Genomic DNA, 25603 nt, shown 5'->3' with positions numbered 1-25603 from the left:
CGTGAGCAGGATTAAGCAGGACAGATCATCCCCGGTTTTCCTTACCTTAATTGGCCTAAATAAAATTCTGCCAATGAAAAAGGAATTGATGATAGCTGGTTGCTGCATCCTGTTAAGCACACTGGGAGCAGTAGCACAAATGACCTTACAACACCTGCTCACGGAAAATTTGGTAAACCCCATAGGTATCGACGTTACCACACCACCCCGTTTCAGTTGGCAGCTTGAAAGCAGTCAACGCAACGTACAACAATCCGCCTGGGAAATAAAAGTAACGGAAGGAAAGAACTTGGTATGGAACAGCGGAAAGGTGGTCGCCAACCAATCGGTGCAGGTGCCGTATGGCGGTAAAACCTTGCAGCCCGCCACCAGGTATACCTGGCAGGTACGCGCCTGGGATAACAACGGGCGCGTAACGCCCTGGAGCAGCCCGGCATTTTTTCAGACAGCTTTGCAAAACGCCAATGCATGGAAAGCCCAATGGATCACCCCCGGTTTTACGGAAGATGCAGAAAACCGGCCGGCCGTTCTTTTTCGAAAAGCATTTGGTGTAAGCAAAAGAATAAAATCGGCCACTGCCTACATTACCTCACATGGCATGTATGAAGCGCAGATAAACGGGCAGCGGGTAGGGGACGCATACCTCACGCCTGGCTGGACGAGCTACAAAAAACGCCTGCAATACCAGGTGTATGATGTTACATCGCTGCTGGCGAACGGGCAAAATGCAGTAGGCGTCTCCGTTGGTAATGGCTGGTACCGTGGTTACCTAGCCTGGTCGAACAATAAAAATTCGTTTGGCAGCGATATAGCCCTGTTGTTTCAGTTAGCCATTACTTATACCGACGGAACTACCGAGCTTGTAGTGACTGATGAAAGCTGGAAATCTTCAACCGGGTCTATCCGTTATACCGAAATATACCATGGAGAAATAATCGATACCAGGCAGGAAAAAACCGGCTGGACGAAGGCCGGATACAATGATGCCGCATGGAGTGGAGTACAGACGGGCAATTATTCAAAAGAGGTGCTAATAGCCACGTACAATGAACCAGTAAGGAAACATGAAACCTTCAAGCCCGTTAAAGTACTCACCACGCCCGGTGGACAAACCGTGCTTGACTTTGGACAGAACCTCGTAGGCTGGGTAATGGTAAAAGCCAAAGGACAGGCCGGCGACTCGGTCATTATCCGGCATGCAGAAGTGATGGATAAATATGGCTATTTCTATACGGAAAACCTGCGCACTGCCAAAGCAACCGCTACGTACATACTCAACGGAAAGGAGGAACAGGTTCTAGAACCACATTTTACCTTCTTTGGGTTCCGGTACATTCAGGTAGAAGACTATCCCGGCGAAATAAAACCTGAGAATTTCACGGCCGTTGCGCTTTATTCAGACATGGCGCCAACCGGTAACTTCGAATGCTCCAATACACTGCTCAATCAGTTACAACATAATATTCAATGGGGACAACGCGGCAATTTCCTGGATGTACCAACCGACTGCCCACAACGTGATGAACGCCTCGGCTGGACAGGCGACGCACAGGCGTTCTCCCGAACCGCCACCTTTAATTTCGGCGTCAATAATTTTTTTGCCAAATGGCTGCACGATGTAGCGGCCGATCAGCGTGCCGATGGTGTAGTACCATTTGTAGTTCCCAATGTACTAGGCCCCGATGCCGGCGCCTCCACCGGCTGGGCCGATGTAATTACCATTCTACCCTGGAACCTGTACCTGGCATATGGCGACAAAAGAATATTGGAAGAACAGTATAAAAGCATGAAGGCCTGGGTAGGTTTTATGCAAAACAAAAGCCGGAACGATCTGTGGCAAACCGGTTTTCATTTTGGCGACTGGCTTTTTTACCGGCCTTTTGACGACAATGACGGCAAAGCCGCCGTTACCGACAAATATTTAATTGCACAGTGTTTCTACGCCAATTCCGTGCAATTACTTATCAATGCCGCCAAAGTATTGGGAAACACAGAAGACGTTTCCACTTATACGACCCTACTGGAAAAAATAAAATCGGCCTTTGCAAAAGAATACCTTACGCCCAATGGCCGCCTGGTATCGGGCACCCAGACAGCCTATGTACTGGCGCTGCAATTTGATATGCTTCCCGAATCATTACGACCGCAGGCAGCAGAACGCCTGGTACAAAATATAAAGAATTATGACAACCACCTGACGACCGGCTTTTTAGGTACACCTTACCTGTGCCATGTGCTCAGCCGCTTTGGGCATACCGATATCGCTTATAAATTGCTGTTACAGGAAAGCTACCCATCCTGGTTGTATCCCGTTAAAATGGGCGCTACTACTATTTGGGAAAGGTGGGATGGACAAAAACCCGACAGCACCTTTCAAACCCCGGGCATGAACTCCTTCAACCATTACGCTTATGGCGCTATTGGCGACTGGATGTACCGGGTTATTGCCGGGCTTGACACGTATGAAGACGGACCGGGATATAAGCACATCAAAATACAACCACATATTGGCGGCGGTTTAACAAAAGCGGCGGCCACCCTGAAGACGTATTACGGTACAGCAAGCAGCAGTTGGACGATCAATGAAAATGAACTGATCCTGGAAGTTGAAATACCAGCCAATAGCAACGCCGACATTTACATTCCCGCCGTTAACGCTGGTGATATCAGGGAGAACGGTAAAGCCATTTCAGAACAAAGAGAGCTGCAGGTAACAAGAAAAGATCAGTATGTAGTGGTTAAAACAGGGTCGGGGAAGTATCGTTTTGTGACCGCGGCGCCCGGAGAAACCAAAAAATAAATACAATAAACTGTTTACTGAACAACCCGTTTACAACGGGTTGTTTTTTTTTATATAATCAGCGTTAGTTAACGAACCTAATATATCTGCAAGCTGTTAGTTTCATGACCAAAATATGATACTTAGAAAGATAATAACTAATTTACTGTGGATGGGAAAGACCAACCGGAAAGTAAGCAGTTTACTGGTGCTGGGGTTGCTATTAATGTCCAACGCGGTATTGTATGCACAAAATCATAACCTGACCATAAAAGTACTTGACAGTGTGCAGTTACCGGTAGGCAATGCAACTATTAAAATAAATTTTAAATCAAGATTTGCCGACTCAACCGGAATTATCTCGACGCTTTTAACCAAAGGCAAATACCGGATCGTTGTAAGTGCCGTTGGTCATTATACCGCCACACATAACATCACCATTAATTCGGATACTACCATCCAGGTATTTTTACGATCACGCGAAAGTTTGTTACAAAACGTAGTTGTATCTGCAAAACGAAATATCATGCGCAACCAGATAAGCGTTCACAGTCTGGAAATGGCGCAGATCCAGAAACTACCTGTAATTCTGGGTGAAGTTGACCCCTTAAAAACGATTACGTTGTTGCCAGGAGTTAAAAACGGCGGCGAGGCCAGCGCCGGAATTTATGTACGCGGCGGCGGTCCCGATCAGAACCTGGTTTTGCTGGATGGGATACCGGTGTACAACCCCAATCACCTGCTCGGTTTTTTCAGCGTTTTTAATGGTGATGCAGTAAAAAACATAGAAGTTATAAAAGGCGGTATGCCTGCCGAATATGGCGGCCGCTTAAGCAGCGTAATTGCAGTTAATACCCGCGATGGCAACAAAGACTCTGTAAAAGCCAGTGGTGGCATTGGTCTTATTTCTTCCCGTCTTTCGCTCGAAGGGCCATTATTAAAGAAAAGATCTTCTTTTGTTATAAGCGCCCGCCGCACCTATATTGACCAGGTAGCCAGGTTAATAGCCCCCGACAGTATCGGCAGCAATGGCTATTTCTTTTACGACATCAACGCCAAAGCCGACTACATCATCAACAACAATAATGCGCTATATTTAACCTTCTACACCGGTAAAGACGATTTCACTTTTGCCGATAATGACAACGATGGCCCCTCCCGTGAATTCAATGCCATCTGGGGCAATACCATTATAGGGCTTACCTGGAAACAACAATTGAATAAGTATTGGAAGCATGAGCTGTCAGTCGTGCGTAACGATTTTAATTTAAACAGCCAGATAAAATTCAGTACAAATGGGTTTGTATTTTCTTCAGGACTTACTGATCACCAGGTAAAAAACGACTGGGTATATACGCCGGCGAACTGGATCAGGTGGAAAGGAGGCTTTCAATACACCTGGCATTCGTTCAGGCCGGGAGCTGGTAATTCCACAGCCGGAGTACAGGAATTCAAGTCGCAAATTAACGATCAATATGCACGCGAAGCCGCAGGTTATGTAAGCACCGATATCAATGTCACCACCAGGCTGAATGTTATTGCAGGCTTGCGTTATAGCTACTTCAACCAGGTTGGTCCAACAGAGCGGGTAATTTATGGGCCCGACGGTGCACCTACCGGCGAAACAGAGTATTTTAAACGAGGGGAGCGCATTGCCCGTTATCATTATCCCGAACCCCGCATCAACCTGCTGTACAAATTACCAGAAGCGGCCAGTCTTAAGTTGTCGTATACCCGAACCATTCAATACCTGCACCTGGCCACCACCAGTGCTGCCACTTTCCCAAGTGATTTGTGGGTACCAGCCAGCCGGTTAATTCAACCTGGTAAAGCAGAGCAGATAGCCGCCGGTTATTTTAAAGGTTTTGGCAATGGCAAGTATGAATTAAATGTGGAAGCCTATTATAAAACCATGACCAATCAATTAGAATTCAAACCAGGCGCGCGGTTGTTGCTAAACCAGAATATAGAAGGCGAAATGATCTTTGGCAGTGGCAAGGCATATGGTATTGAGCTCTTTTTGCAAAAGAAAACAGGAAAACTCACTGGCTGGATTGGTTATACGTTAAGCAGGGCCGAACGAACCTTTACCGACATGAATGAAGGCAAAGCGTTTCCTTACCGGTACGATCGTACGCACGATGTAAGCGTGGTAGCCAATTATAACCTGGGAAAAAAATGGGAAGCGTCCGCTGTATTTGTCTATGGCACGGGCAATGCCCTCACCATGCCTACAGGCAGGTTTGTATACAGCCTGGGCTATAATGTGCGGGACCAGGAGCCCATTTTTACCAATATCAGTCAATACGATAAGATCAACGATTACCGCATGCCAGCCTATCACCGGTTTGACATTGCATTTACCTACACGCCTAAACCACATAGCACCAAACGCTTTAAAAGCAACTGGGTGTTTAGTTTATACAATGTATACAACCGGCGCAACCCTTATTTTATTTACATCGATGTAGATGAAGATGACCGGACGGTACAGGGAAAGCAGGTATTTCTTTTTCCGGTTCTACCCGGCGTTACCTGGAACTTCAAATTTTAAACAATGAAATTAGCAAAATCATACATACCGGTTTTCCTGGCATTTGCAATGGTCGCAATAATTTCGTGCGAACGTAATTTCGACATCGTTCTTAAAGACAATCAACCGCAACTGATCGTTGAAGCATATATAAATAACGAATTGCCATTATATAATTACGTTATACTGGGACGTAGTCAGAATTATTATGACCCCGGCTTTGAAAATTTACCGGTAACCGGCGCTACAGTAACTATTACAGAGGGTACGCTGCTTGCCAATAATTCATATCAATGGAATGCGGCATCAAAAAAACAATTGAAAGAAGCCCGGCTTCCACAATTCGGGAATGTGCTGCTGCCAGGCGTTTATTTCGACACTACCCTGGCAACCAACCAGGCAAATGCATTAATGGGTACACCCGGAAAGCATTATCTGCTTGAAATTGAAACCGGGGGTAAGCGCCATACATCGATCACGGCAGTGTTATTACCCCTTACCATAGACAGTTTAACCAGCGGGTATCACTTTATTGATGAAGATGAAGATACCACGCAAACAAAAGCGCGTCTTACGGTCCATTTTAAAGATCCGGATACCATTGGGAATACCCAGTTGTATTATTGGCGAACCTACAATACAGGTGATAATTTTGGCTGGGGTGCGTTGGGTACAAATCGCTTTACACCCAATACCGATGATTTGGTGAACGGCCAGTATATGCACCTGACCCATTCAAATGGATTTGTATTGAACGATTCGGTTAATTACTATATGGTCAATGTTGAAAGAAAGGTGTATAATTTCTGGGACAGTTTTAATAAAGCAAGGCAAAACGCCGGGCCATTTTCTACACCGGTAAAATTACAGAGTACCATCAGTGGTGAAAATGTTATCGGTTGTTTCAGCGGTTTTAGCGTTAGTACCAAAACAATTATAATCAGGTAGTTTTTAACAGGCAAATACTTATCGAGTAAAAATCCCGTTATCCAGAAGAAAAAAAAGCACCCTTCGAAGATGACGCAATACAAAATTATCACTGAGAAAGAAGCCATCGCACGTTATCAGCTTTCAAAATACATTCAGGGAAAACATGGCGATAAAGCCAAATATGTTTTACTCGAGGGAAATGTGGAAATAACGCAGGACGTAAATATCCAGAAATTTTGTTCCGCGGCAGGCGCCAATGGGATTATTGTGGATGGTAATCTTACGTTAACCGGCATCCTGTATCAACCGGATATGGATTATGGAGAAACGTTGTTCGTAACCGGTAATCTGCACGCCAAAAGCGTCAATAAAGGCGGGGCTGAATTCTACATCAAAGGCAACCTCGTTGTAGAGCAAACCATTTACGGTTATTATAATCATGGCAGCCTGGTTGTGGAAGGTAACACAGAAGCCACTACCATTTTTGCGGAAGACCATTATTTCAAATTCGGCGGCGATGTACAGGGGCTGATCATCAGTACCGGTCAGATAGAAGGGGTAGAGGTTGATTTTCATACAACGGAGCCGCTGCTGGATGAGTTGATCAAGAATGATCATTACAGTAATAGCGGAAAGCTGGACCAATATATCAATGAAGGCCGGCATATTATTTCAGCACAATATTTAGCAGGCAGGAAACAGCGGGTATCATTTGATCCTGCTAATACAACCTCCGCAATACCAAAACTCATTAGTAACGATGAAGCCCAACAGCGATTTGATTTGGACCAGTATGATCCCTTTGGCGATATGGGCTTTGAAAAAGTGATCTTACTTGACGGAGACACGTATATTAATGGTGATTTAAACATTGAATGGACAAATAATACCTTGGCTACCCTGGGAGCAAAAGCCGACACGGATAGTACATTGGTCCTTGTGAATGGAAACCTTACGGTCGCAGGCACAATAAAACCATCCACTGAAAGCTTCCCCTTTTTATTGGTATTAGGGAATGTTCAATGCGATGTGCTGACAAGTTATGACGAATGTATTCATATTACCGGTGATGCCGATATAACTTTTGCGTTTGATGGAAATTACAATGATGGCAGTATCACGATCGAAGGAGTGACCCGTGTTCCATATGTGCTGAATTCAGATCACAGTTCATCCATCAGGCCCGAAGGAGCCGTTCTGATCAATTATTACAGCGATCATGATGATTTCTTTGAATATGATTACACTACCAAGGATTTTGAACGGGTTATGGTATCGGCCGTGTTTGATGAAAAAAAGGACTTCAGGCAATTTGCATTTATTGAATTACTCAAAGCCGGCAAATCTCCACTGAAAAAAGGCGCACGGCCTGCCCGCCTGATCCTGGAAGAAGAACTGGAGCAACTGGGCAATGGGAATGCGAACCTGGAAGCATTGGACCTTACCGACAAGAAACTGAAAGAATTTCCCCGTACACTCACAAAGATCACTTCGCTCAAAAAACTCGTGCTGGATGATAATCCTATAGAATGCATACCCGACAACATAAAAGACCTGGTTAACCTGGAAGAATTGCACCTGGAGCGATGTGGTTTGGAAAGTTTGCCCGATGAAATTGGTATGCTGCCAAAACTCAGGGTATTGAATGTAGCAAACAATAGTGGTTTGGTATTGCCTGAAAGCATCAATCAGCTTGCATCGCTCAGGGTATTGAATATCTCCTATAATGTTGGTTTTGGATTGCCGGAATCATTGACAGGTCTTAAGAACCTCGAAGAATTGACGTGTTATCAGTGCAGCACCGCAGCCCCCATTGAGTTTCCGGAAATGATCACCCAACTAACAGGATTGAAACGATTGCGGATGGGCAGCAATTCTATAAAAACCATTCCCGATAGCTTTACTAATTTGCAGCACCTGGAGGAATTGAACCTGAATGCAAGTTTGTGTTACCTGAATGAGTTCCCTGACCTGTCGAAATTAAAAAATTTGAAAACCCTGCATGCAGATGGATTGATTGCATTCACCACGCGCCCCAGTTCAAAACAAAGTTTGTTGAAATCATTCTTTCAAATCACCAGCCTCGAAACGCTGTATATTGACAGGCATGGAGAACGAAATGAAAAGTTTATCAAACAGGACCAATTTGCAGAGATCCAACAAAACCTGGCGCATGATCCCGAACGATTTGCCGCATTTGCTTCCCGGTTAACCATTGTACCTAATATTATACATGGCGATGGTAGAAAAGGGATTGTAAGAGAAGCATTGAAAGCTGGACACCTGGAAGGAATATCCAATTTGCAAAACCTAAAGGTATTGGACCTTTCCTTTAATAGCCTAACCAGTTTGCCTGAGGAGATCTTTGCATTAAAAGGACTGCAGTTCTTAAATCTTCGATACAATAACCTCACAACGAGCGAACGGTTGACAATCAGCAGAAACCTGCCGGGATGCACCATAGATTTCCGGGAGAACCGTGTTGACAATGACACTGCGGACTCGGAAGATGTTAAACAATGGCAGGCGATGAATAAGCGCATAAAAGAAGCAAATGAATTGATGAATGCCAGTGGCGATCGTGAAAAACTGTTGAAGTCATTAGAGGCCTATGATGAAGTGCTTGCTTATTTTAGTTCAGGTAAAGTGGTTGATGAATACAATTTGTTATACGCGAATTATGGTAAAGTATATGCATATAGTTACCTTACATCTAATCACAAAGCATCCTTTTCGCCTGAGGAATTACTGGAACTGAACCAGGCAGCCATTAATCAGGGACTGCATACCCTTGAGCTGGTCCCTGCAATGATCTGGCATTTTACCGATCTGGGTAAATTTCATGAAGAAGTAACCCGCATTACGGCCAATTCAGTCGCCTGGCAAATGCATGTGATTTCTGATAAAAAGGAAAACCTCGAAAAAGCACTGGAAATTATCGGGAAAGGGGTTGCCTACATTGAAAAGGAGACCCATTATTTTATTTACGATACACAGGTAAGAATATTAATAAAGCTAGGCAGAAAAGAAGAAGCGTACAAGATTGTAAAAAGAATATTAACATTGTCACCAGACTTCGGCGATTTCCAGGACCTTAAACAGGATGTGGATTATACAATGTGGTTGGCAAAACAATAATATTTAAACGACCTGTTCATGAACCAAACATTGGTAAAATGTGTCGGAGCGGGTTAAATAAATTGTATTTTGGTTTATAATGAAACAACGAATTGCACACATCGCCCTGGTTGTAAAAGATTATGATGAGGCTATCCGGTTTTATACAGAAAAACTGGACTTTCAACTGATTGAAGACACAAAATTAACTGAAGAAAAAAGGTGGGTTTTGGTAGCGCCGCCTGGAGCAAAAGAATGTTGCCTTTTGTTGGCTAAAGCAGCTAATGAGCAACAAAGTGCAAGTATAGGAAATCAAACCGGCGGCAGGGTTTTTCTCTTTCTATTTACTGATGACTTTTGGCGGGATTATAATAAAATGCTTGACAGAGGCATCAATTTTATACGCCCACCCAAAGAAGAAGAATATGGTGTAGTGGCTGTATTTGAAGACCTGTATGGAAATCTTTGGGACTTGTTGCAACCGAATGAGAAGAATAAAGGGTTGAAATAAAAAAGCCCGGCTTCCTGCGAAGCCGGGCGATTTCGGATTTACAAATCTACCTTCTAACTATTTTGATATTACCATCTTGGTACTCATGATCTTCTTATTCCCGCTGGCAATTTGCAAGTGATAAACACCAGCCGTTATGGGTGAATTGATGCGTATTTGTTCATTAACTTTTACGTTCTTCCTGAACACCACATTTCCATACAGATCGGTAATGGTTACTGTTGCATTCGTAATACTTTGATCTGCCAAACGAAGGGTAAAGCTGCGTTGTGTAACCGGGTTCGGAAAGATCACCCCGCCAGCCTTTTCTTCAGGCGCATTCGTTTCAGGAGTCTGAACGGTAGCAGCATTACTGCCCGCGACCTCAAAGTGCGACCAGGGGTATTGGCCAACATAATGAATATTATATCCGCCGTTTACCCTTGCCGGCATACTGTTCGACCACTTGTTTGTATAGTTCACTCCATTGATCTCGAGCAAACTCAGGTTCCATGAATTAACCCAGGAAATGTTGCCAGTAATAACATAACAGAATTCACCGGCGCTGTCTTTTTTGAATGGTAGCGAAACCACGACCGGACTGTTACAGTTACCCTGATTACCTGTTGGCGTGAAATTGCCCGTTACCGAAATATTGGCGTTCAGCGTTACAGTTGCGGGATTGGTAGTGCCTGTTAAGCCACCGCTCCAACTGCTGAATTGATATCCACTCGCCGGCGTTGCTGTAATGGTTACCTGCGTACCTGCCGGGTAAGTACCGCCGGCCGGACTCAATGCAACGGTTCCTGAACCGGTTACTGCTGTAGTGATCGTATATTGTTTAGGCGCAACAACAGGGCTTACGATAATGCTTGAAGTGGCGGTAAAGCCTCCGTCTGTCGTTCTTGCCGTGATGGTAGCCGAACCTGCTGCCAAAGCTGTAACCAAACCCGTGCTGCTTACAGAAGCAATAGCAGGTGCACTTGAACTCCAGGTTACATTTTTATTGGTTGCATTGGCAGGAGTTACCGTAGCGGTCAATTGTACTGTTTCGTTGATCTGTAAAGAATCAACAGTCGGACTTACACTTACCCCTGTAACAGGTACCACAACGCCTGGTGTTGGTGTGCTGCCATAAACAAGCACGCCATCTACATACAACGGAATGGTAGCAACTTCCTTAAGCGTTCCGTCAACGCCCTGCGATGACCAGTCGTTTGCAGGATTCCAGGCAGCGGCATTGGCTTCATAAGGAAGACGGATGCGGATCTGCGATTCCTTTCTTGACTCGCCTTGTCCGCCAGGCCATATTTTGATGGTGGGATTAAATGTTACTTCGGTATAATAAATATTTCGTGCCGCATCCCAGGCTTGTAACTGCGTAAACGTAACATCTGCATTATTAGATGAAACAACATAATTGGCTGGGGTATACCCGGCCGTTAATCCTTCCGAGATATCGATGAACAAGCGAAATACATGCTTTGCACCAATGCGGGCCGGCCAGGCTGTATGGTTGTTTACCCATACCGACCACTCCGTATATGTATTGCCACTGCCATTCAATCTTGCTTCAATTAAATACTCTTTGGTAGGTGTTTCTGCAACCGGAAAATTGGCCAGGGGCGTTCCGCCATAATCCTGAACCAACCCGGCAAGCAAACCTGAAAAGGCGGCGTTATAATCAGTTGCCACTTCATTGTTCACATAGTTTCCGCGATCATCGGTATAGGCATCATTGTTTCCGGGACCGCCTACCAATGCACCATATAGAATATGCCTGGATTCGGTAGGAGGGCCGGTCAAATTATTTGACCAGCAGCCATGCGCCGTACGATGGTGTGGCTTTGTTGGCGGGTTAACGCCAAAACCGCATACATAACTGCTGTTTCGTGGATTATTCCCCAATACATAGTTCATTTGTGCCAGCGCAAAATTATTATACCTGGTTGCCTTGGCTGTTGTAGTGGCTGCACTCTGGTAATACTTTGCCAGGAAGCTGGTATTGATGGCATATCGCAAGGCGCCCCACATATCCAGGAACGCCAGTCCACCCGGTGTATAGGTAATTCGCTGCCCGTTATAGCCATCTGTCCAGTAATCAAGGTGCCGCTCAATATCGTCTTTGTATTGCGCCTTTCCTGTCAATTTTGCCAGCAAAGCATAACAGCCATAAGATTTATCATCCCATGCAATGCCCCATTTGTAGGATTTAATAGTGCTTTGTGGTTCCGATGAAAGATTAGCATAATAGCTCTCTGCCTTGGCTAACCAGGCAGCATCGCCGGTTGCACGATACAACCAGATAGCGCCCCATACTAACTCATCATTATAACCGCTGAAGGAGTTGTAAAAACCAGCCGCATCTGTAATAGAGCTGGAATATTTGCCACGATAGGTGTCTGCAAAATTGTACAATTGTATGGCATGACTGAGCAGGGTAGCACTGTATGCCGGATCATCCGTCTTAAATAAAATACTGCTTGCCGCCATTGCCGCCGCCGTTTCTCCTGCCAGGTCGGAGCCAGGTTTGGTGGCGTCGATCTTATAAGCAGGGCGCAACATGGCCATTACTTCCGCTGATCCCCACCAGGCATGGTCTGTTCCGCCATTACCCACTTGCCCCCATAATTCATTGGGCGCCGTATGACATTTGATAAAATAATCATTTACAAAACGCAGGTTCTTTTTCAGGTAGGTCATTTGTCCGGAAGCGTTATACCCACTGGCAAAATCAATTCCGCCCCAGGCCAGCATGGTTGCAGAGAAAGCCATGGGAAAACCAAATTTAACGTGGTCACCGGCGTCGTACCAGCCGCCAGTAAGATTATGCCCTACATCACTGCCATCACTCATGGCTGAGTTGGTCCGCCACGTTACGCGGTTATCAGAAGGAAGTTGTCCGGACCGCTGGCATTCATAAAAGAACATTGATTTTTGTAAAGCTTCTGCATAGTTGAATGTTTGAGCAAAGGTTGTGTTGAGGTACAAGAGTAGGATTAAGGTAGCTAACACGCTACTTTTTTTTGTCATAGAATTTAAAAGTTTAATGTAACAAAATGAAATTCTTTTACGATAGTCAATACCTGCCCATCCGGGTTCATTTAAATGAATTCAGATAACAGATTTTTCCCAATCGTTTAAAGTTTGTGGGGAGTAATTGTGCCAGGGCGTAGGCTTGGTAATTAAATAAGGGAAGTAATATTAACGAATATACTTAGCTAGTAACAAAAGTAAAGAAAAATAACATGGTCAAACAACGATGAGTATACTTTTTATCAACATAAAGCAACGAAAAAACGAATTATTGTAAAACATCGGTTCCATTACATCCGCCTGTAATTTTTCTGATTTCTCGCGTAGATTTAACCAATAACGGTGCAGGATTGGCCATTAAGTGTTCAAAAAACGATTCACGATAAGAAGTATGCCTTGCATCCGTTAAGATGGCATTTCATCCCCTTATTTATTATTTAAAGCCATTCAACCAATACTCCTTCCCATCATCAGGGTTAATGGGTAAAGTTGTTTAAATTTCAACCCCTAACTAAATGCCTTCAATATGAAAAACATTTCCTTAACAGGCGTCTTTTGCTCGCTGGTTTACCTTGCCATTGGTCAGGCTAGTATCAATGAGGCTGCATTTAAAGGTTCTTCAAAATACAAAGCCGATCTGGATACGCAATTTGATAAAGGGTCTGCTATTACTTCCATCCCTCTCGATCCGCGCAGGACCAATGACCTTTATATAGTTGGGAAAGTATGGGGGTTTGTCAAATACTATCATCCCGCCTTGCAAGCTGGTGATTATAACTGGGATTATGAATTGTTCAGGGTACTGCCTAAAATCATTCAGTGTGATACTGATAAGAAAAGGAATGAAATATTACATACATGGATCAGCCAGCTCGGAAAAGTTATAACCGAAAAAATAACACTGCCGGATAGTTCCCTTGTGAAAATGTATCCTGATATACAATGGATAGATGATAAAGTTGTATTGGGCGATCAGCTATCCGCACTTTTAAATGATATTAAAAACGCCAGCCGTGAAAAGACAGGTTATTATCTGGGAATTGGAAATGTGGGAAATGCGGATCTTAAAAATGAAAAACGGTATTCCGAAATACCATTTCCTGATGCAGGATTTCGGTTACTGACCTTATATCGTTACTGGAATATTATACAATATCTCTTTCCTTATAAATATTTGATTGAAGAAAACTGGAATACTATTTTGAAGGAATTTGTTCCAACATTTCTTAATGCCAACAATGAATTGGATTATAAGCTGGCAACGTTAGCGCTGATTGCACGGGTTCATGATACACACGCTACGATCAGGAGTAATGATAAGGTGTTGGAAAAATACCACGGTAATTATGCAGCGCCACTGGAAATAAGTTTTGTTGAGAACAAAGCCGTAGTAACTGATTATCTGGATAGAGAATTCAATTCACAAAAAGGGTTTCAAAAGGGCGATATTGTTATTAGCATTAATGGCAAAAGTACAGACAGCATCGTAAAAGAAAGACTACCTTATACGCCTGCTTCAAATTATCCTACCCAGTTACGGGATATGGCCATTCATCTGTTAAGAACATCCGATACCGTAATGAATATTACATACAAGCGTGCAAACACCATAAATACAGTAACTATTACCTGTTATCCTGTTGGTAAACTTAAGCTTTATAAGAAATTCCAAAAAAAGGATACTTGTTTCAGGTATGTTACATCAGATATTGTATACATCTTTCCGTCCACCATTCAAAAGGATAATTGGCAAAAGATGATGCCCGAATTATTGAAAACTAAAGGAATGATCATCGACATGCGTTCCTATATGGATGACAAAATATTTTATGAGTTTATTAAATACCTGATGCATGAACCCAGAAAGTTTGCCAGGTTTACTACTAATTATACAAAAATTCCGGGATTATTTGTTTTTGACAAGTATGCCGCAGTTGGTACAAAGAACCATGAATATTACAAAGGGCATATTGTGATTCTTGTTAATGAGAATACGCAAAGTTCTGGTGAATATAAATCCATGGCATTGCGAGCCACTCCCCATGCAACAGTAGTTGGCAGCACAACTGCTGCAGCCGATGGCAATGTTTCCAGGTTCTATTTACCTGGCGGCATTTTTACAAGCATTAGTGGAATAGGTGTGTATTATCCCGATAGCAGAGAAACACAACGGGTCGGCATCATTCCTGACTATGCTGTTCAACCAACGATACAGGGAATTATTCAAAATAGAGATGAATTGGTGGAAAAAGCTGTAGAGGTTATTAACCAGGGTAAATAATTTCACCATAGTTAACACCCAAAAATAAAAAGATTACTTCAACCTGCTGCAAACAAACAACGGCAAACAATATGCAAAAGCTGCCAGCCACATCACCATAGCCGATCCTGCTTCAACCGCAATAACAGTGGCGAGAGCAGCGCTGATCACAGAAATACATCCATTCAATCCCCAGGCCCAGGGTATTTCGGCAGCCTCGGTACGGGCAAGCCATGTCAGCCCTGCAGGAAATGGAATGCCCATACAAAATGCCAGCGGCGCCGTCAGCATTAAAACGATCAGCAATTTTACAGGCAGGCCTACTTGCATAGTTCGTTGCAGCAATGGCATAAGTACAGCAGCGTATATAACAAGCAACAAAATGATCGTCGTAAACAGAAGCAGCAGGGCTTTTCTTTTACCGTTAAAATAACCAGCTATAAAACTGCCGAACCCTGAAAAAAGCAATAATGCGGTGATCACGGCAGCGGCAGCATATACCGGGTGTCCCAGATAAAGGACGAAGTGTTGAATGAAAACCATTTCTACAAACATATAACCAAGACCGATACCGCCAAAGTAAAGCAATACCTCGCCCTTGTTTTTCCCTTTCCATCCCCGCCCGAAAAGCGGTAGCAGCACGAGCACAAAAGAAACCACAGCGATCTGTATAAGCGTGATCACTACCAACAGGTATCCGATCTCCAGGAAAGGAATGGAGCGGTTACCAAAATAATCAGCGAGGTGGGGCAGGCTTTTCCAGCGGATAAATTGAGCGAAATAAGGCCGATCGTCCGTTGCCGGCTTGATATTAAAATCGTAGCCTGCATACAATGCGCTTCTACCAGTAGAAAATATTGAATCCATATTCTGAAAGAAACTGCTGTCCTGCAACTGGTGGTAGCGAGCTTTTTCTTCCGGTTGCAGATCGGGGAGAAGGGCAGGATCGAATTGCCATTGGCTACAAAAATTCCGGATGTTTTGTATGGCCGTTTCCGTTAATGGCTGTTTCGTGATCACAAAGCTGATGGTACTCCAGCTTCGGATCGCGGCTATGTGCTGATGGGGTTGCCGGACGTTCAATTGTTCCAACACTTCTACCAGGGTAGCTAATAGTTTAAGCGAATGGCGGAAAGGATAATCCATCCAGGCGGAGATACTGATAGCGCCTTCTTCCTTTAAGCGAGGCCACATTTGCGCAAATGATTCCTTCGTCAATAAAAATTGTTCATGCAAAGAATACAATCCGGCCGACCCACCAAAACTACCTGCCATTGGCAGGCTGATCAGATCATAATACGAAGTATCTGCGCGGAGAAAAATGCGTGGTTCCTGGTTGTGTACAATAACTGCAGACCGATGAAAAAGGGAATCGTTACCGGGCGCCAGCTCATGTTGTAACGCGTTAATAAGGATTGCATTAGGTTCAATAGCCACAATATTGGTTGCATCACGGCTAAGGGCATGTGCTACTTCCATACCCGTACCGGCCTGCAACACCAATACATCTTTTCTTTCAGCCATTCTGTAAGGAAGGTCAAAACTGGTGTAATGAAACAGGAATGCCGTATCGGCTTTACTATGCCTGGCAAGGACGCCCAGCCAGTCGCCATTAATAAACACCGCAGTGCCTGCGTCTATTGTCTGATCTGCTTTAAGGCTCAGGCCGGGTGCATAGCGCATTACAGGTGATGATACGGCTTGTATTGGTCCGTACGGACTTATTTTCTCCATTTTAATTTCTGCATCAGGCAGCAGCAATGCCTTGCTAAGATCTTTAAACTGCGATAAATGCAGTCGTGGTGGAATGACTATAGTTACAATACAAATGATAAAGGCAAGAAAAGCAAAGAGCCGTAATATTTGTTTACTCGGATCGGTTCTTTTGGGGATGATCATGGCCCCGGCAATTACAGGCAAGCACGAAATGAATGCGGGTATCCGGCCGGGTAATAAAAACCATAGCATTGCCAGCAGCAACAAACCACCAACTGCTGAGCCCAGCAGGTTGGCAAAATAAACTTTACCGATTGCCGCTACATAGTGATCGAAAATTAGTCCAATGGCAAGCGCACCCAGCAGAAAAGGAATAAAGAACAATAAATAGGTCAGCAGCAAGCGGCCAATGTGCGTATAATTGGCAAAAAGCAAATAAGAATCAAACCTGATAAAAGAAAGTTGAGAAAGATACATTACCAGTGACATGGTAATGCCACAACTGATCATCAATACAGGAAGCAGCGAACGGATATGCTTAAGCAACCATTGCCTGAAGAGGGCCAGCACAGTTCCTGCCGCTCCAAAACCCAGCAATGCCACCGATATGACCATATAGGCAAAATGATGCCACTGTACAATGGATAATACCTGCATGAGGGCTAACTGAAAAGCAATGATAGCGGCGGAGAGAATGCCAAGAGATAGCAACAGGCGGCCTTTTATGGCATTCCCGGCAGAAGATGGCAGATCATTTGAAGATATTGAGCTGTTGTGCATACCAATAAATCGTTCGTTCACTTCCTTCTTGTAAGCGGAACAAAGGCTACCGGTATCAGGTTTTTAGTAGTTGCTGAATCTTTTTTCTTCTCAACCAGGATCAGCATTTGAGTCATAAACGATGACCCTACCGGGATCACCATTTTACCGCCATCTTTCAGCTGCCTGATCAATGGCGGCGGAACGTGTTCGGCGGCTGCAGTAACCACAATCGCATCATAAGGAGCATGTTCCTGCCATCCATTATAACCATCGCTTGTTTTTACCTGAACGTTTTTACAATCTTTTCTCAATTTTTCAGTGGCAGACTTACCTAATTCAGGGATGATCTCGATGGTATACACTTCTTTAACTATGGCGGAAAGAATAGCAGCCTGGTAGCCGGAACCTGTTCCGATCTCCAGCACTTTGAAATTTGATTGAGGTTTGATGATCTCGGTCATGTAAGCCACGATGTAAGGCTGGGAGATAGTTTGGCCGTAACCGATAGGCAGAGGACGATCGTCATAGGCGTTGCCAATTTGGCCGGCAGGTACAAATTCATGTCTTTTAACCGTTCGCATGGCTTTCAGCACTACGGGATCTTTCACCCCCCGCCGTTCAATTTGCTGCTTCACCATTTTTTCTCTTTTTGCCGTGTATTGATCCTGCTGCCATGGCATCACAAACAAGAAGATTCCTATATAATAAGCAGGGCTCCACATAACCGCACATTTACTGCATATCAAAATTACTGAAAATAAAAAGAGGCCGGCTAAATAGTTTTGATGGTTCGATTCGCCTATTTAGCCGGCCCGCGTTTATCTTTCTATTCTATTTCTTATCAATAACCATACATACAACGCCTCTCGCTGGTACAGTTATTTTTATTCCATTTGCTGCTGAAGCTGAGTAAGGTTTTAATGTTGCATAATTGTCGGGGCCGCCTGCAACGCCTGAAGTAGTGGCGCCGTTCACAATTACTTTCCGGGAAAATTCTCCGTTATCCGTACCGCTGGTAAGGCTGTACCAGTAATATCGACTACCTGCATTAAAGTTTTTGAAAGTGGTTTGTAGATCCACGGCAGTCGTTGAAGTATTTACCAATGTCAGGCCAATTTGTCCTGATGAAAAAGTGGTTGCATAACTTTTAATATTGCTATTGCCTGTCACGGTTGAATTGACGAACCGGTCGCCTAAACATTTCTGCAGGTAATACATATAATAGAATGCAGGGCGCGGGTTCCATTTTTGCACGCCGGGCTCATCGCCATTGCTGAATAAGCCCATATCATTACCATTGTTCCAGGCATTGGCCAGGTCCCATCTGGCAGCAAAACCAAATTTATTCTTTAACAGCTCGCCAATTACCAATACCGCATGCATTCCCGCAACACTTGAAACCATTTGCATGGAGCCCTCTGAAAAAATATTCCATTCCGTTAAGGCAATGGGTTTCATGGAAGCGCCGGCAGATGATACCGCCTGGCTAACATGATCAAACATCGTTTTTGTAACGGATGATCCGGTATTCAAAATGGAGGTGGCGTTCCAATTTGCCTGGTATTCGGTGTAATAGTTATGCACGATATAATAATCTACCGCATTATTTACCTGTGGCAATGCAGTCGTATTCCAGGTTTGTGTAGCAGTTGGCTCCCATGATAATGGCGCATGCTCAACCAACGTGGCGCCGATATAGATCGTTTTGCCAATTTGCTGGGCAGCCTTACGCATGGAGTCAACAAAGACTTTGACATGCCTGCCATACAAATCGCCGGTTATTAGTGCAGGCTGTCCATCTTTATTTTTACTAACATCAATTCTGTACCCCGCTTCCCAGCTACCATTGCTTTCATTACCGATCTCCCAGTATTTTGTTCTGCCATTGTCGTAACGAACCCAATCAGCGGCAAGGTGCGCTGCTGCGGCAACAGGATCTGTGCTTGTGCCATATCGGGCATAACCATAATTAATAGTGATAATTCCCTTATTGCCTGTTTGCTGAAGCATGTTATAATAATTATCAACTGAGCACGTCCAGCTTTCTGTATTTTTTCCGTACCAATATCCTCCGGGCGCTTTTACTCCCTGATCATTCAATAAGGAATCCGGAGCATCAGCAGGCTTTACATTCTTGGCAGCATTCCAGAAAAATATATCGCTGATGCTTCCGCCGGGAAAACGGATAATGTGCGGATGAAAATTGGTGATATGGGTGTTCAAAGTGGCATCCGTAAAATTGCCCATCCACGTATTGGCATTATTGGCAAACAGGGTAGGAGGAACTTTGGTAACAATTGTCGAAGCATCTACATTCACCGTTGCCCCTGCAGCAGCCGGCACTGTACCATCCTGAAAAGAAGGTGGTGTGAAGCTTTTTGCACTCCATTCATCCATAAAAAAGCCGATGGTGTTGGCTGTAGAAGGATCCTGGGGTGTAACCACTGGTACTGTTGTGTCTTGTGGATTAGGATTATTGGTATCGTCGTTGGTAACTGATTTTTTACAGGATGTCAATCCTGTTACATAGCAAAAACAACCTAATACGCAGGAGACGAATACGAAGCTTTTTGACATCGGCATAGCGCTCATTTTTATAACAGGGTAAGTGATTCTTTTTGACAGGATGAAATTAATAGTAATTGGTCAAAGCAGGGTAACTCAGCGTTTATTATTAGGGATAAAAATGATAATTCAGGCTATTAATTGTCTATTCAAAGGGTAAGAATGGTCAACCCTTGCAAACAAAATACCACTTCGTCAAAAAAGTATTACCTGCACCCTCCTAAAACAAAACGGCCCTTTTCAATTAGCTGAAAAGGGCCGCTGAATTGTTTTAAAAACGTTCTTACTGAATTATCAATTTACCGGAGGTTAGTTTGCCCCGGTTGTTTTGTATGCTGTAGAAATATGGGCCGCTTTCTGTTACCGGCAATGTTATACTTTGATTGCCTTTTGTAACAACCCGGCTGTATACCAATCTTCCGGTGGCGTCCATTACTCTCAACACGCCTTCATTTTCGGCACAAACCACTTGTATGCTTTCTCCTTTCTTAATAACACTCGGATACAGGGTGGTAGCAGTTGAGCTTTCATTCTGCAACAAAATGATATTGGAATAAGATACGGAACCGTTATCGGTCACTTTAATGCGGTAGTAATTATTTCCATTTTGCGGTGTTTCGTGTCTGAAATTAAACGCGTTGCGGCAGCCATCCCAACCTCTCGATCTGCCAATGCTGCTGAAATCTTTACCATTACTGCTTGTCTCAATTTCAAACATTGTCCATTTACGTAAACACCTGAAGATCCAATCCAGTACATTGGCCCTTCCCTGTGAATGTCCATTCAGGTTTTCAACCAATGGGAAGAAGGAACGATGGGTTTGCACGACAAATCCGCCGAAACCGGATACATCAAATGTTACTTCCCAACGGCTGGCACTGGCATTCCATACGATATCGCTGTCTGCCGGATCAATCAGGGTGGCATCACCATCGTAACTGCAGGGTAAACCGGTGCCATTGCCGCTGGTCCCCTTGTATTTGGCTATGCGTAAGTTAGCCTTGCCCAAACTATCTGTTGCATTGGCGGGCAGGTTCAGGAAACTGAGCAGATCGGCATTAAATGCAGAAAATTCAGCCTGTGTAAAGTACAAGGTAACCCGGCCGGTAGCAGTGTCGGCATTAGCTGCTGGTACAATCTGGTAATGTCTTGCAACGAAGGGAATCCCGCAGTCATGAGGCACTCTTGATTCTTTCCATACGTTGGCAGTAACTGTACCACTCACCGCACTGGCGCCTGCAGGTGTTACCTGCGCGATCAATTTACAACTGCTGTCGATAAACAGGTTGGTAGTAGCAATGTCTCTGCTGGTTGACGAATTTTTTGTGACAAGGTTGCCGGTTAACTGCGGATTGCTGTACACCACAGAACGTATTTTGTAATCAAAGGCCTGGCTTATCCACGAAGCGCCATCAAGTGAAAGCAGCGAGCGGTTGTCGAGACTGGTGTTTTCCCGGCGCATGCTCCAGGTAGCCGAACTGATGGAATCGCGATAAAGCACTATATGATAATCGCTGCTGTTGGTAACAGGAATATCGAGATCGCTGAGATCAACATAATTCCACGTAAAGGCCATAATAGCAGTGTCGGGCACATTAAGCGTTCCCAGTAAAGCACCTGGTATACCGGCACTATCTGCCCGCACTTCCATCTTCAACGCTGTTTTGAGAATGAATGGATGGAAATAGGCGCCGGCCAACCGGCCACTTATATCCGGAGTAAACCGTACGGCTACCCGTTGGGTGGTGAGGTTTACCTGAACATCCTGTGTAACAAGATTGGAGGCATCGTATTGATAGGTTTTACGATTTACCGGTGAACAATTGAAAACAGAACCAGCAGCCTTATAAACATCAAGGCGGCCATATCCCCAGGTAGTGTTAGGCGAAGCGCCGGCTACCTGGGTCATTGAATCTGTTGAAGTATTATTGAACAGGGTTGTGCGTAATTGCGAAACGCTTGCCGTAGGGTTTGCCTGCAGCAAAAGCGCTAAGGCACCCGTTACAACAGGCGCCGACATACTGGTGCCCTGATTCTTTCTATACCGGCCCGGGTAGATTATATCCGGTAAAGCTGCAGCGCTGCTGGAAGAGAACGCCGAAATTACATGCTGGCCAACGGCCGCGATCTCAGGTTTTAAAACACCGTCTCTGCGGGGGCCATGAGAACTGAACGGGGAAATGTCATCCATTCTGGCCGTAGGAGAATAAAATGCGCCATTGGCGCCGAAGGTATACCAGGAAGGCCTTCCTACATAAGAAGCAACCGTAATGGCTGTACTGGCATTTCCGGGTGACCCTACCAGGTAGTCGTTGTTACCGCCTGCCACCGTTGTTGCACCATACAAGGCATTCTTGTAATAGATCCAGCCATGTAATGAAAGGGCATTCGTCGTATTGTTGGTGAGTGAAAGCGTCCACACACCACCCGGATTGACGGCATTGCTTCCGTTTCGCTGAATATATACATCTATATACCGGTCGCCATTGCCTATTTCCGTCACATTTCTTACAACAGCAAAAAAACCATTGCCCAATACGGGCGCAAACGTAACCAGGCCGGCAGTTGCTGTTACCGATCCACCGCCGCCCGGCGCTGAAAAAGTAGCTGTTACATCACTGTTGTCGTTTAAATAAACCCGGTAATCAAACACATCAGCACCCGAAGTACCAGCCGGTACATTGAAGGTGATGGTTGCAGAGTCGAGTGCTGCAATTGACAATTGGTTGTGGATGTTACTGCCATTATCGTTCCCGGCAGAAATAACCACTGCCCGGCCGGGAGCCGAAGCAGTAAAATCATCTACTGCCAGTTCGTAATCCCTGGTACCATCATGCGCACCAAACTGGCCGCCCAAACTCATATTCAATACAACTGGTTTACCCAAATCGGTAGCCAGTTGTTTTAAATAGGTCATTCCGTTGATGATGTTAGTAGTGGAAAAAGAACCATTACCGCCTTTTATAACCACGATGTCGGCTTCAGGCGCCATGCCGGTGTATTTACGGGTAACGGGAATGCCGGCTCCGTTACCCACGGCGGTACCAGCTACGTGAGTACCATGTCCGTTAATGTCGCGTTCGCGTACATAACCGGTAGGCGTTCCATCCAATTCATCATTGATCTGATATTGGGCGTATTCAACGCCATAGTTCATGCCAACGGGAGAATTTTCTCCGTCAATAGGCGATATGGTTTGGTCCCAAATGCGCAGAATACGGCTTTTGGTAGTATCATCCGGATCGCGAAAATCAGGATGCCTCCAGTCAATGCCCGAATCGAAAATAGCCACAATAACGCCTTTGCCTTTGTACACGGTATTGTTCAGTTTTCCCTGGTGCAACAGGGCAGCGCCGCTGCTGGCCACGGCAATGTCGTTGTGCAGTTCATCAAATACCGGCGCCGCTATGTAATTAACGCTGGTCAGTTTTGACAACTGTTCTATTTGTTGCAGTGTAGCCCAGGCCGTTACAAATTGGGGCAGCACCGAGTTTACCAATACACCATTATTGCGAAGCGTTGCTACATCGGTTGTATAAACGATGCAGTCGTACCGTTCTTCGGCAGGTTGGCCAGCAGCCGCCAACACTTTTGTTGGTGTAATTTTTAAATCGGGGTGTGGCACCTGCCGCTCGCCGGGTTTTGGTTGCGCCATGGCAAATCTGAAGGCAGGATCAATTTTGTCTTCAGGGGTTCGAACCTGCGCAGAGCCGGATGCGTATAACAGAACGGCAAATAAAGAAAGCAGGATTGTTTTTTTATGAAAATACAAAGCAGAACGGAGCTTCACAGAACGTGAAACTCCACACGGGGTAAATTTCCACATAGATTAAGGTTTTGATGTTGATAGGTATAAGTAAAATGAAAATTAAAGAAAACTTTTGTCGGCGCCGCAACAAATTTTGGCTTGTGACTTAATTCTTATGTAGGTCAAGATGCTCAGGCGCTTTAATAAACCTTACCTCTTTCATTGCTGCCGCCAGCTCTATCTGTTGTAGGGTAGCCAACGCCGTAACAAACCCGGTTAACTCAGATTGAACAATAATACCCACTTTCCTTAACACCGAAGGGTTGCTGGTATAGATGATACATTCGTATTTTTTTGCTGACGTGTCAACTAATCGCATTTTACCAAAGCAGGCTTTAAGATGGGCTCCTTTTTTCCGGCTTACAGAATCAGCGGATTTTTGTTGCGCTATCAGGATGCTGAATGGCAGGTCGATCTTGTTTTCTGGCTGTGCGTTTTGTGCCGATAGTACAAAAGGGAAAACGCAGGAAAGGTATAAAACCGCCAGTTTGGTAAGGCCAGGCATTGGAGGGAGTTTTATGTAAGTTAAGCTAATTACGTAAAGGGTGCGTTACCGGCAGTAGTAATTATGTATTCACCATTAAAGATTATTTTATATCCTTCTAAAAATATATACGTTTCTATCCCGTTGTATAAAAATGCTGTAACTTAACCTGTTAAAAATTCATAAGCCAATATACCTTAACCATGCATAATTATTTGCAAAACCTGTTACCCCGGCTGATACAGTTTAGCCAATCGCTCGAGAAAAAAGAAATGCTGGTTGATCAACCCTGGATCTATACAGGCAATTACCCCGACAAGCAACAATTTATTTTCCGCCGGGATGGCCGACTCATTCAATCGGTGAATGGTAATGTTGAAACAGGCACCTGGGAATATATAGCAGCAGCACAAAGTCTGTTGATCCAAAGTAGCTCAATTAACCTCTTATTCAATCTTGCATTTTTTGATAAAGGGGTATTATTATTAAAAAAAGACGGTTCAAAGGAAACGCCCTGGGCGTTAGCAAACGAAAATATCATTCCAGACCTTGATGTTGAAAAATACCTTAAAAAACTGGTGGCTGCCAAGCAGCATTTGGGATGGATACAACTTGATTCCGGAGAAGAGATAGAGTTTGAGAATGAATACTCAACAGGCTTTCAGCAAGGTTCTGTGGTGCGGATGAATGGCATGGCAGTGCCCAATGGCACCTATAAAACTGCCGATAACGAATTCTATTTTGATGTAAGTGACAGTAAGGTTAATCAACTTTACATAAGAAATACCTACGTAACCGACAGGGGAGATATTACTATTGATTCAATACCAGGTTTAGATCCTCCTTTAAGAAAAGGTATGAAAGTTTGGTCAGGGCAATACCCCGCTTCAAATAACCGGTATGTTTTTAAAGATGATGACACAAACGCAAAATATATCGATGTGCGGGAAGGAACGATCCATAAGGTAAAATATAGTTTGAATGAAGCACTTATTGCCTTTGTATTAGTACTGGGAATCCTTTTACTTTTGTGTATAATAATGGCGATCATAAACCAGGTAAGTGATTCGAATTATTGATATTTTATTGCATTTACAATCATTTTATTGAATCTGGATGGAGC

General features: G+C 44.3%; 13 protein-coding genes. 7 read left to right on the top strand and 6 right to left on the bottom strand.

Annotation, left to right across the window (positions count from 1 at the left end):
* Positions 1 to 73 precede the first annotated feature (73 nt).
* The 5 genes from FAM09_RS17030 to FAM09_RS17010 all read left to right on the top strand — a co-directional run bounded on the left by FAM09_RS17030 (position 74) and on the right by FAM09_RS17010 (position 9870).
* Positions 74 to 2800 carry an alpha-L-rhamnosidase gene (locus tag FAM09_RS17030; RefSeq protein WP_136578334.1) on the top strand — a complete coding sequence of 909 codons (2727 nt, stop codon included), beginning with the start codon at positions 74 to 76 and terminating at the stop codon, positions 2798 to 2800.
* A 151-nt stretch (positions 2801 to 2951) separates the two neighbouring features.
* Positions 2952 to 5333, top strand: a complete 2382-nt coding sequence (locus tag FAM09_RS17025; RefSeq protein WP_166437186.1) for a TonB-dependent receptor — start codon at positions 2952 to 2954, stop codon at positions 5331 to 5333.
* 3 nt (positions 5334 to 5336) lie between these two features.
* Positions 5337 to 6260, top strand: a complete 924-nt coding sequence (locus FAM09_RS17020; RefSeq protein ID WP_136578332.1) for a DUF4249 domain-containing protein — start codon at positions 5337 to 5339, stop codon at positions 6258 to 6260.
* A 69-nt stretch (positions 6261 to 6329) separates the two neighbouring features.
* Entirely contained in the window at positions 6330 to 9380 is a 3051-nt protein-coding gene (locus tag FAM09_RS17015; protein ID WP_136578331.1) for a leucine-rich repeat domain-containing protein, read from the top strand.
* Positions 9381 to 9459: 79 nt separating this feature from the next.
* Positions 9460 to 9870, top strand: a complete 411-nt coding sequence (locus FAM09_RS17010; protein ID WP_136578330.1) for a VOC family protein — start codon at positions 9460 to 9462, stop codon at positions 9868 to 9870.
* A gap of 57 nt (positions 9871 to 9927) precedes the next feature.
* On the opposite strand, the gene FAM09_RS17005 is transcribed toward FAM09_RS17010, so the two are convergent.
* Positions 9928 to 12882 (bottom strand): glycoside hydrolase family 9 protein, encoded by a 2955-nt coding sequence (locus FAM09_RS17005; protein WP_136578329.1) that lies wholly within the window; start codon positions 12880 to 12882, stop codon positions 9928 to 9930.
* 529 nt (positions 12883 to 13411) lie between these two features.
* Here FAM09_RS17005 and FAM09_RS17000 point away from each other — a divergent pair.
* On the top strand, positions 13412 to 15166 hold the full coding sequence (locus tag FAM09_RS17000) for a S41 family peptidase (protein ID WP_136578328.1): 1755 nt from the start codon (positions 13412 to 13414) through the stop codon (positions 15164 to 15166).
* 33 nt (positions 15167 to 15199) lie between these two features.
* Here the strand turns inward: FAM09_RS17000 and FAM09_RS16995 are convergent, their stop codons facing one another.
* The 5 genes from FAM09_RS16995 to FAM09_RS16975 all read right to left on the bottom strand — a co-directional run bounded on the left by FAM09_RS16995 (position 15200) and on the right by FAM09_RS16975 (position 24501).
* Complete coding sequence (locus tag FAM09_RS16995) at positions 15200 to 17662, bottom strand: spermidine synthase family protein (RefSeq protein WP_136578327.1); 2463 nt, start codon at positions 17660 to 17662, stop codon at positions 15200 to 15202.
* Complete coding sequence (locus FAM09_RS16990) at positions 17659 to 18345, bottom strand: protein-L-isoaspartate(D-aspartate) O-methyltransferase (RefSeq protein ID WP_136578326.1); 687 nt, start codon at positions 18343 to 18345, stop codon at positions 17659 to 17661. The genes FAM09_RS16995 and FAM09_RS16990 overlap by 4 nt, the downstream gene beginning before the upstream one ends.
* A 109-nt stretch (positions 18346 to 18454) precedes the next feature.
* Entirely contained in the window at positions 18455 to 20200 is a 1746-nt protein-coding gene (locus FAM09_RS16985; protein ID WP_136578325.1) for an alpha-L-arabinofuranosidase, read from the bottom strand.
* Between the two features lie 271 nt (positions 20201 to 20471).
* Positions 20472 to 24014: a S8 family peptidase gene (locus FAM09_RS16980; RefSeq protein ID WP_136578324.1), complete on the bottom strand. Its 3543-nt coding sequence runs from the start codon at positions 24012 to 24014 to the stop codon at positions 20472 to 20474.
* A gap of 88 nt (positions 24015 to 24102) precedes the next feature.
* On the bottom strand, positions 24103 to 24501 hold the full coding sequence (locus FAM09_RS16975) for a hypothetical protein (protein WP_136578323.1): 399 nt from the start codon (positions 24499 to 24501) through the stop codon (positions 24103 to 24105).
* A 182-nt stretch (positions 24502 to 24683) separates the two neighbouring features.
* Here FAM09_RS16975 and FAM09_RS16970 point away from each other — a divergent pair, with 182 nt between their 5' ends.
* On the top strand, positions 24684 to 25559 hold the full coding sequence (locus tag FAM09_RS16970; protein ID WP_136578322.1) for a hypothetical protein: 876 nt from the start codon (positions 24684 to 24686) through the stop codon (positions 25557 to 25559).
* Positions 25560 to 25603 lie beyond the last annotated feature (44 nt).

It is taken from the genome of Niastella caeni (genome assembly GCF_004834005.1).
GTDB classification, from domain to species: domain Bacteria; phylum Bacteroidota; class Bacteroidia; order Chitinophagales; family Chitinophagaceae; genus Niastella; species Niastella caeni.
Note: the sequence above shows the minus strand (reverse complement) of the source record. Positions and strands in the feature narration are given on the sequence as shown.

What these genes read in the sequence shown, in the direction of transcription:
- FAM09_RS16990 (WP_136578326.1), bottom strand. Translation starts at nt 18,345, where the DNA reads ATGTGGAGCCCTGCTTATTATATAGGAATCTTCTTGTTTGTGATGCCA.
- FAM09_RS17015 (WP_136578331.1), top strand. Translation starts at nt 6,330, where the DNA reads ATGACGCAATACAAAATTATCACTGAGAAAGAAGCCATCGCACGTTAT.
- FAM09_RS17010 (WP_136578330.1), top strand. Translation starts at nt 9,460, where the DNA reads ATGAAACAACGAATTGCACACATCGCCCTGGTTGTAAAAGATTATGAT.
- FAM09_RS17025 (WP_166437186.1), top strand. Translation starts at nt 2,952, where the DNA reads ATGGGAAAGACCAACCGGAAAGTAAGCAGTTTACTGGTGCTGGGGTTG.
- FAM09_RS16985 (WP_136578325.1), bottom strand. Translation starts at nt 20,200, where the DNA reads ATGTCAAAAAGCTTCGTATTCGTCTCCTGCGTATTAGGTTGTTTTTGC.
- FAM09_RS17000 (WP_136578328.1), top strand. Translation starts at nt 13,412, where the DNA reads ATGAAAAACATTTCCTTAACAGGCGTCTTTTGCTCGCTGGTTTACCTT.
- FAM09_RS16970 (WP_136578322.1), top strand. Translation starts at nt 24,684, where the DNA reads ATGCATAATTATTTGCAAAACCTGTTACCCCGGCTGATACAGTTTAGC.
- FAM09_RS17020 (WP_136578332.1), top strand. Translation starts at nt 5,337, where the DNA reads ATGAAATTAGCAAAATCATACATACCGGTTTTCCTGGCATTTGCAATG.
- FAM09_RS16980 (WP_136578324.1), bottom strand. Translation starts at nt 24,014, where the DNA reads ATGTGGAAATTTACCCCGTGTGGAGTTTCACGTTCTGTGAAGCTCCGT.
- FAM09_RS16975 (WP_136578323.1), bottom strand. Translation starts at nt 24,501, where the DNA reads ATGCCTGGCCTTACCAAACTGGCGGTTTTATACCTTTCCTGCGTTTTC.
- FAM09_RS17005 (WP_136578329.1), bottom strand. Translation starts at nt 12,882, where the DNA reads ATGACAAAAAAAAGTAGCGTGTTAGCTACCTTAATCCTACTCTTGTAC.
- FAM09_RS17030 (WP_136578334.1), top strand. Translation starts at nt 74, where the DNA reads ATGAAAAAGGAATTGATGATAGCTGGTTGCTGCATCCTGTTAAGCACA.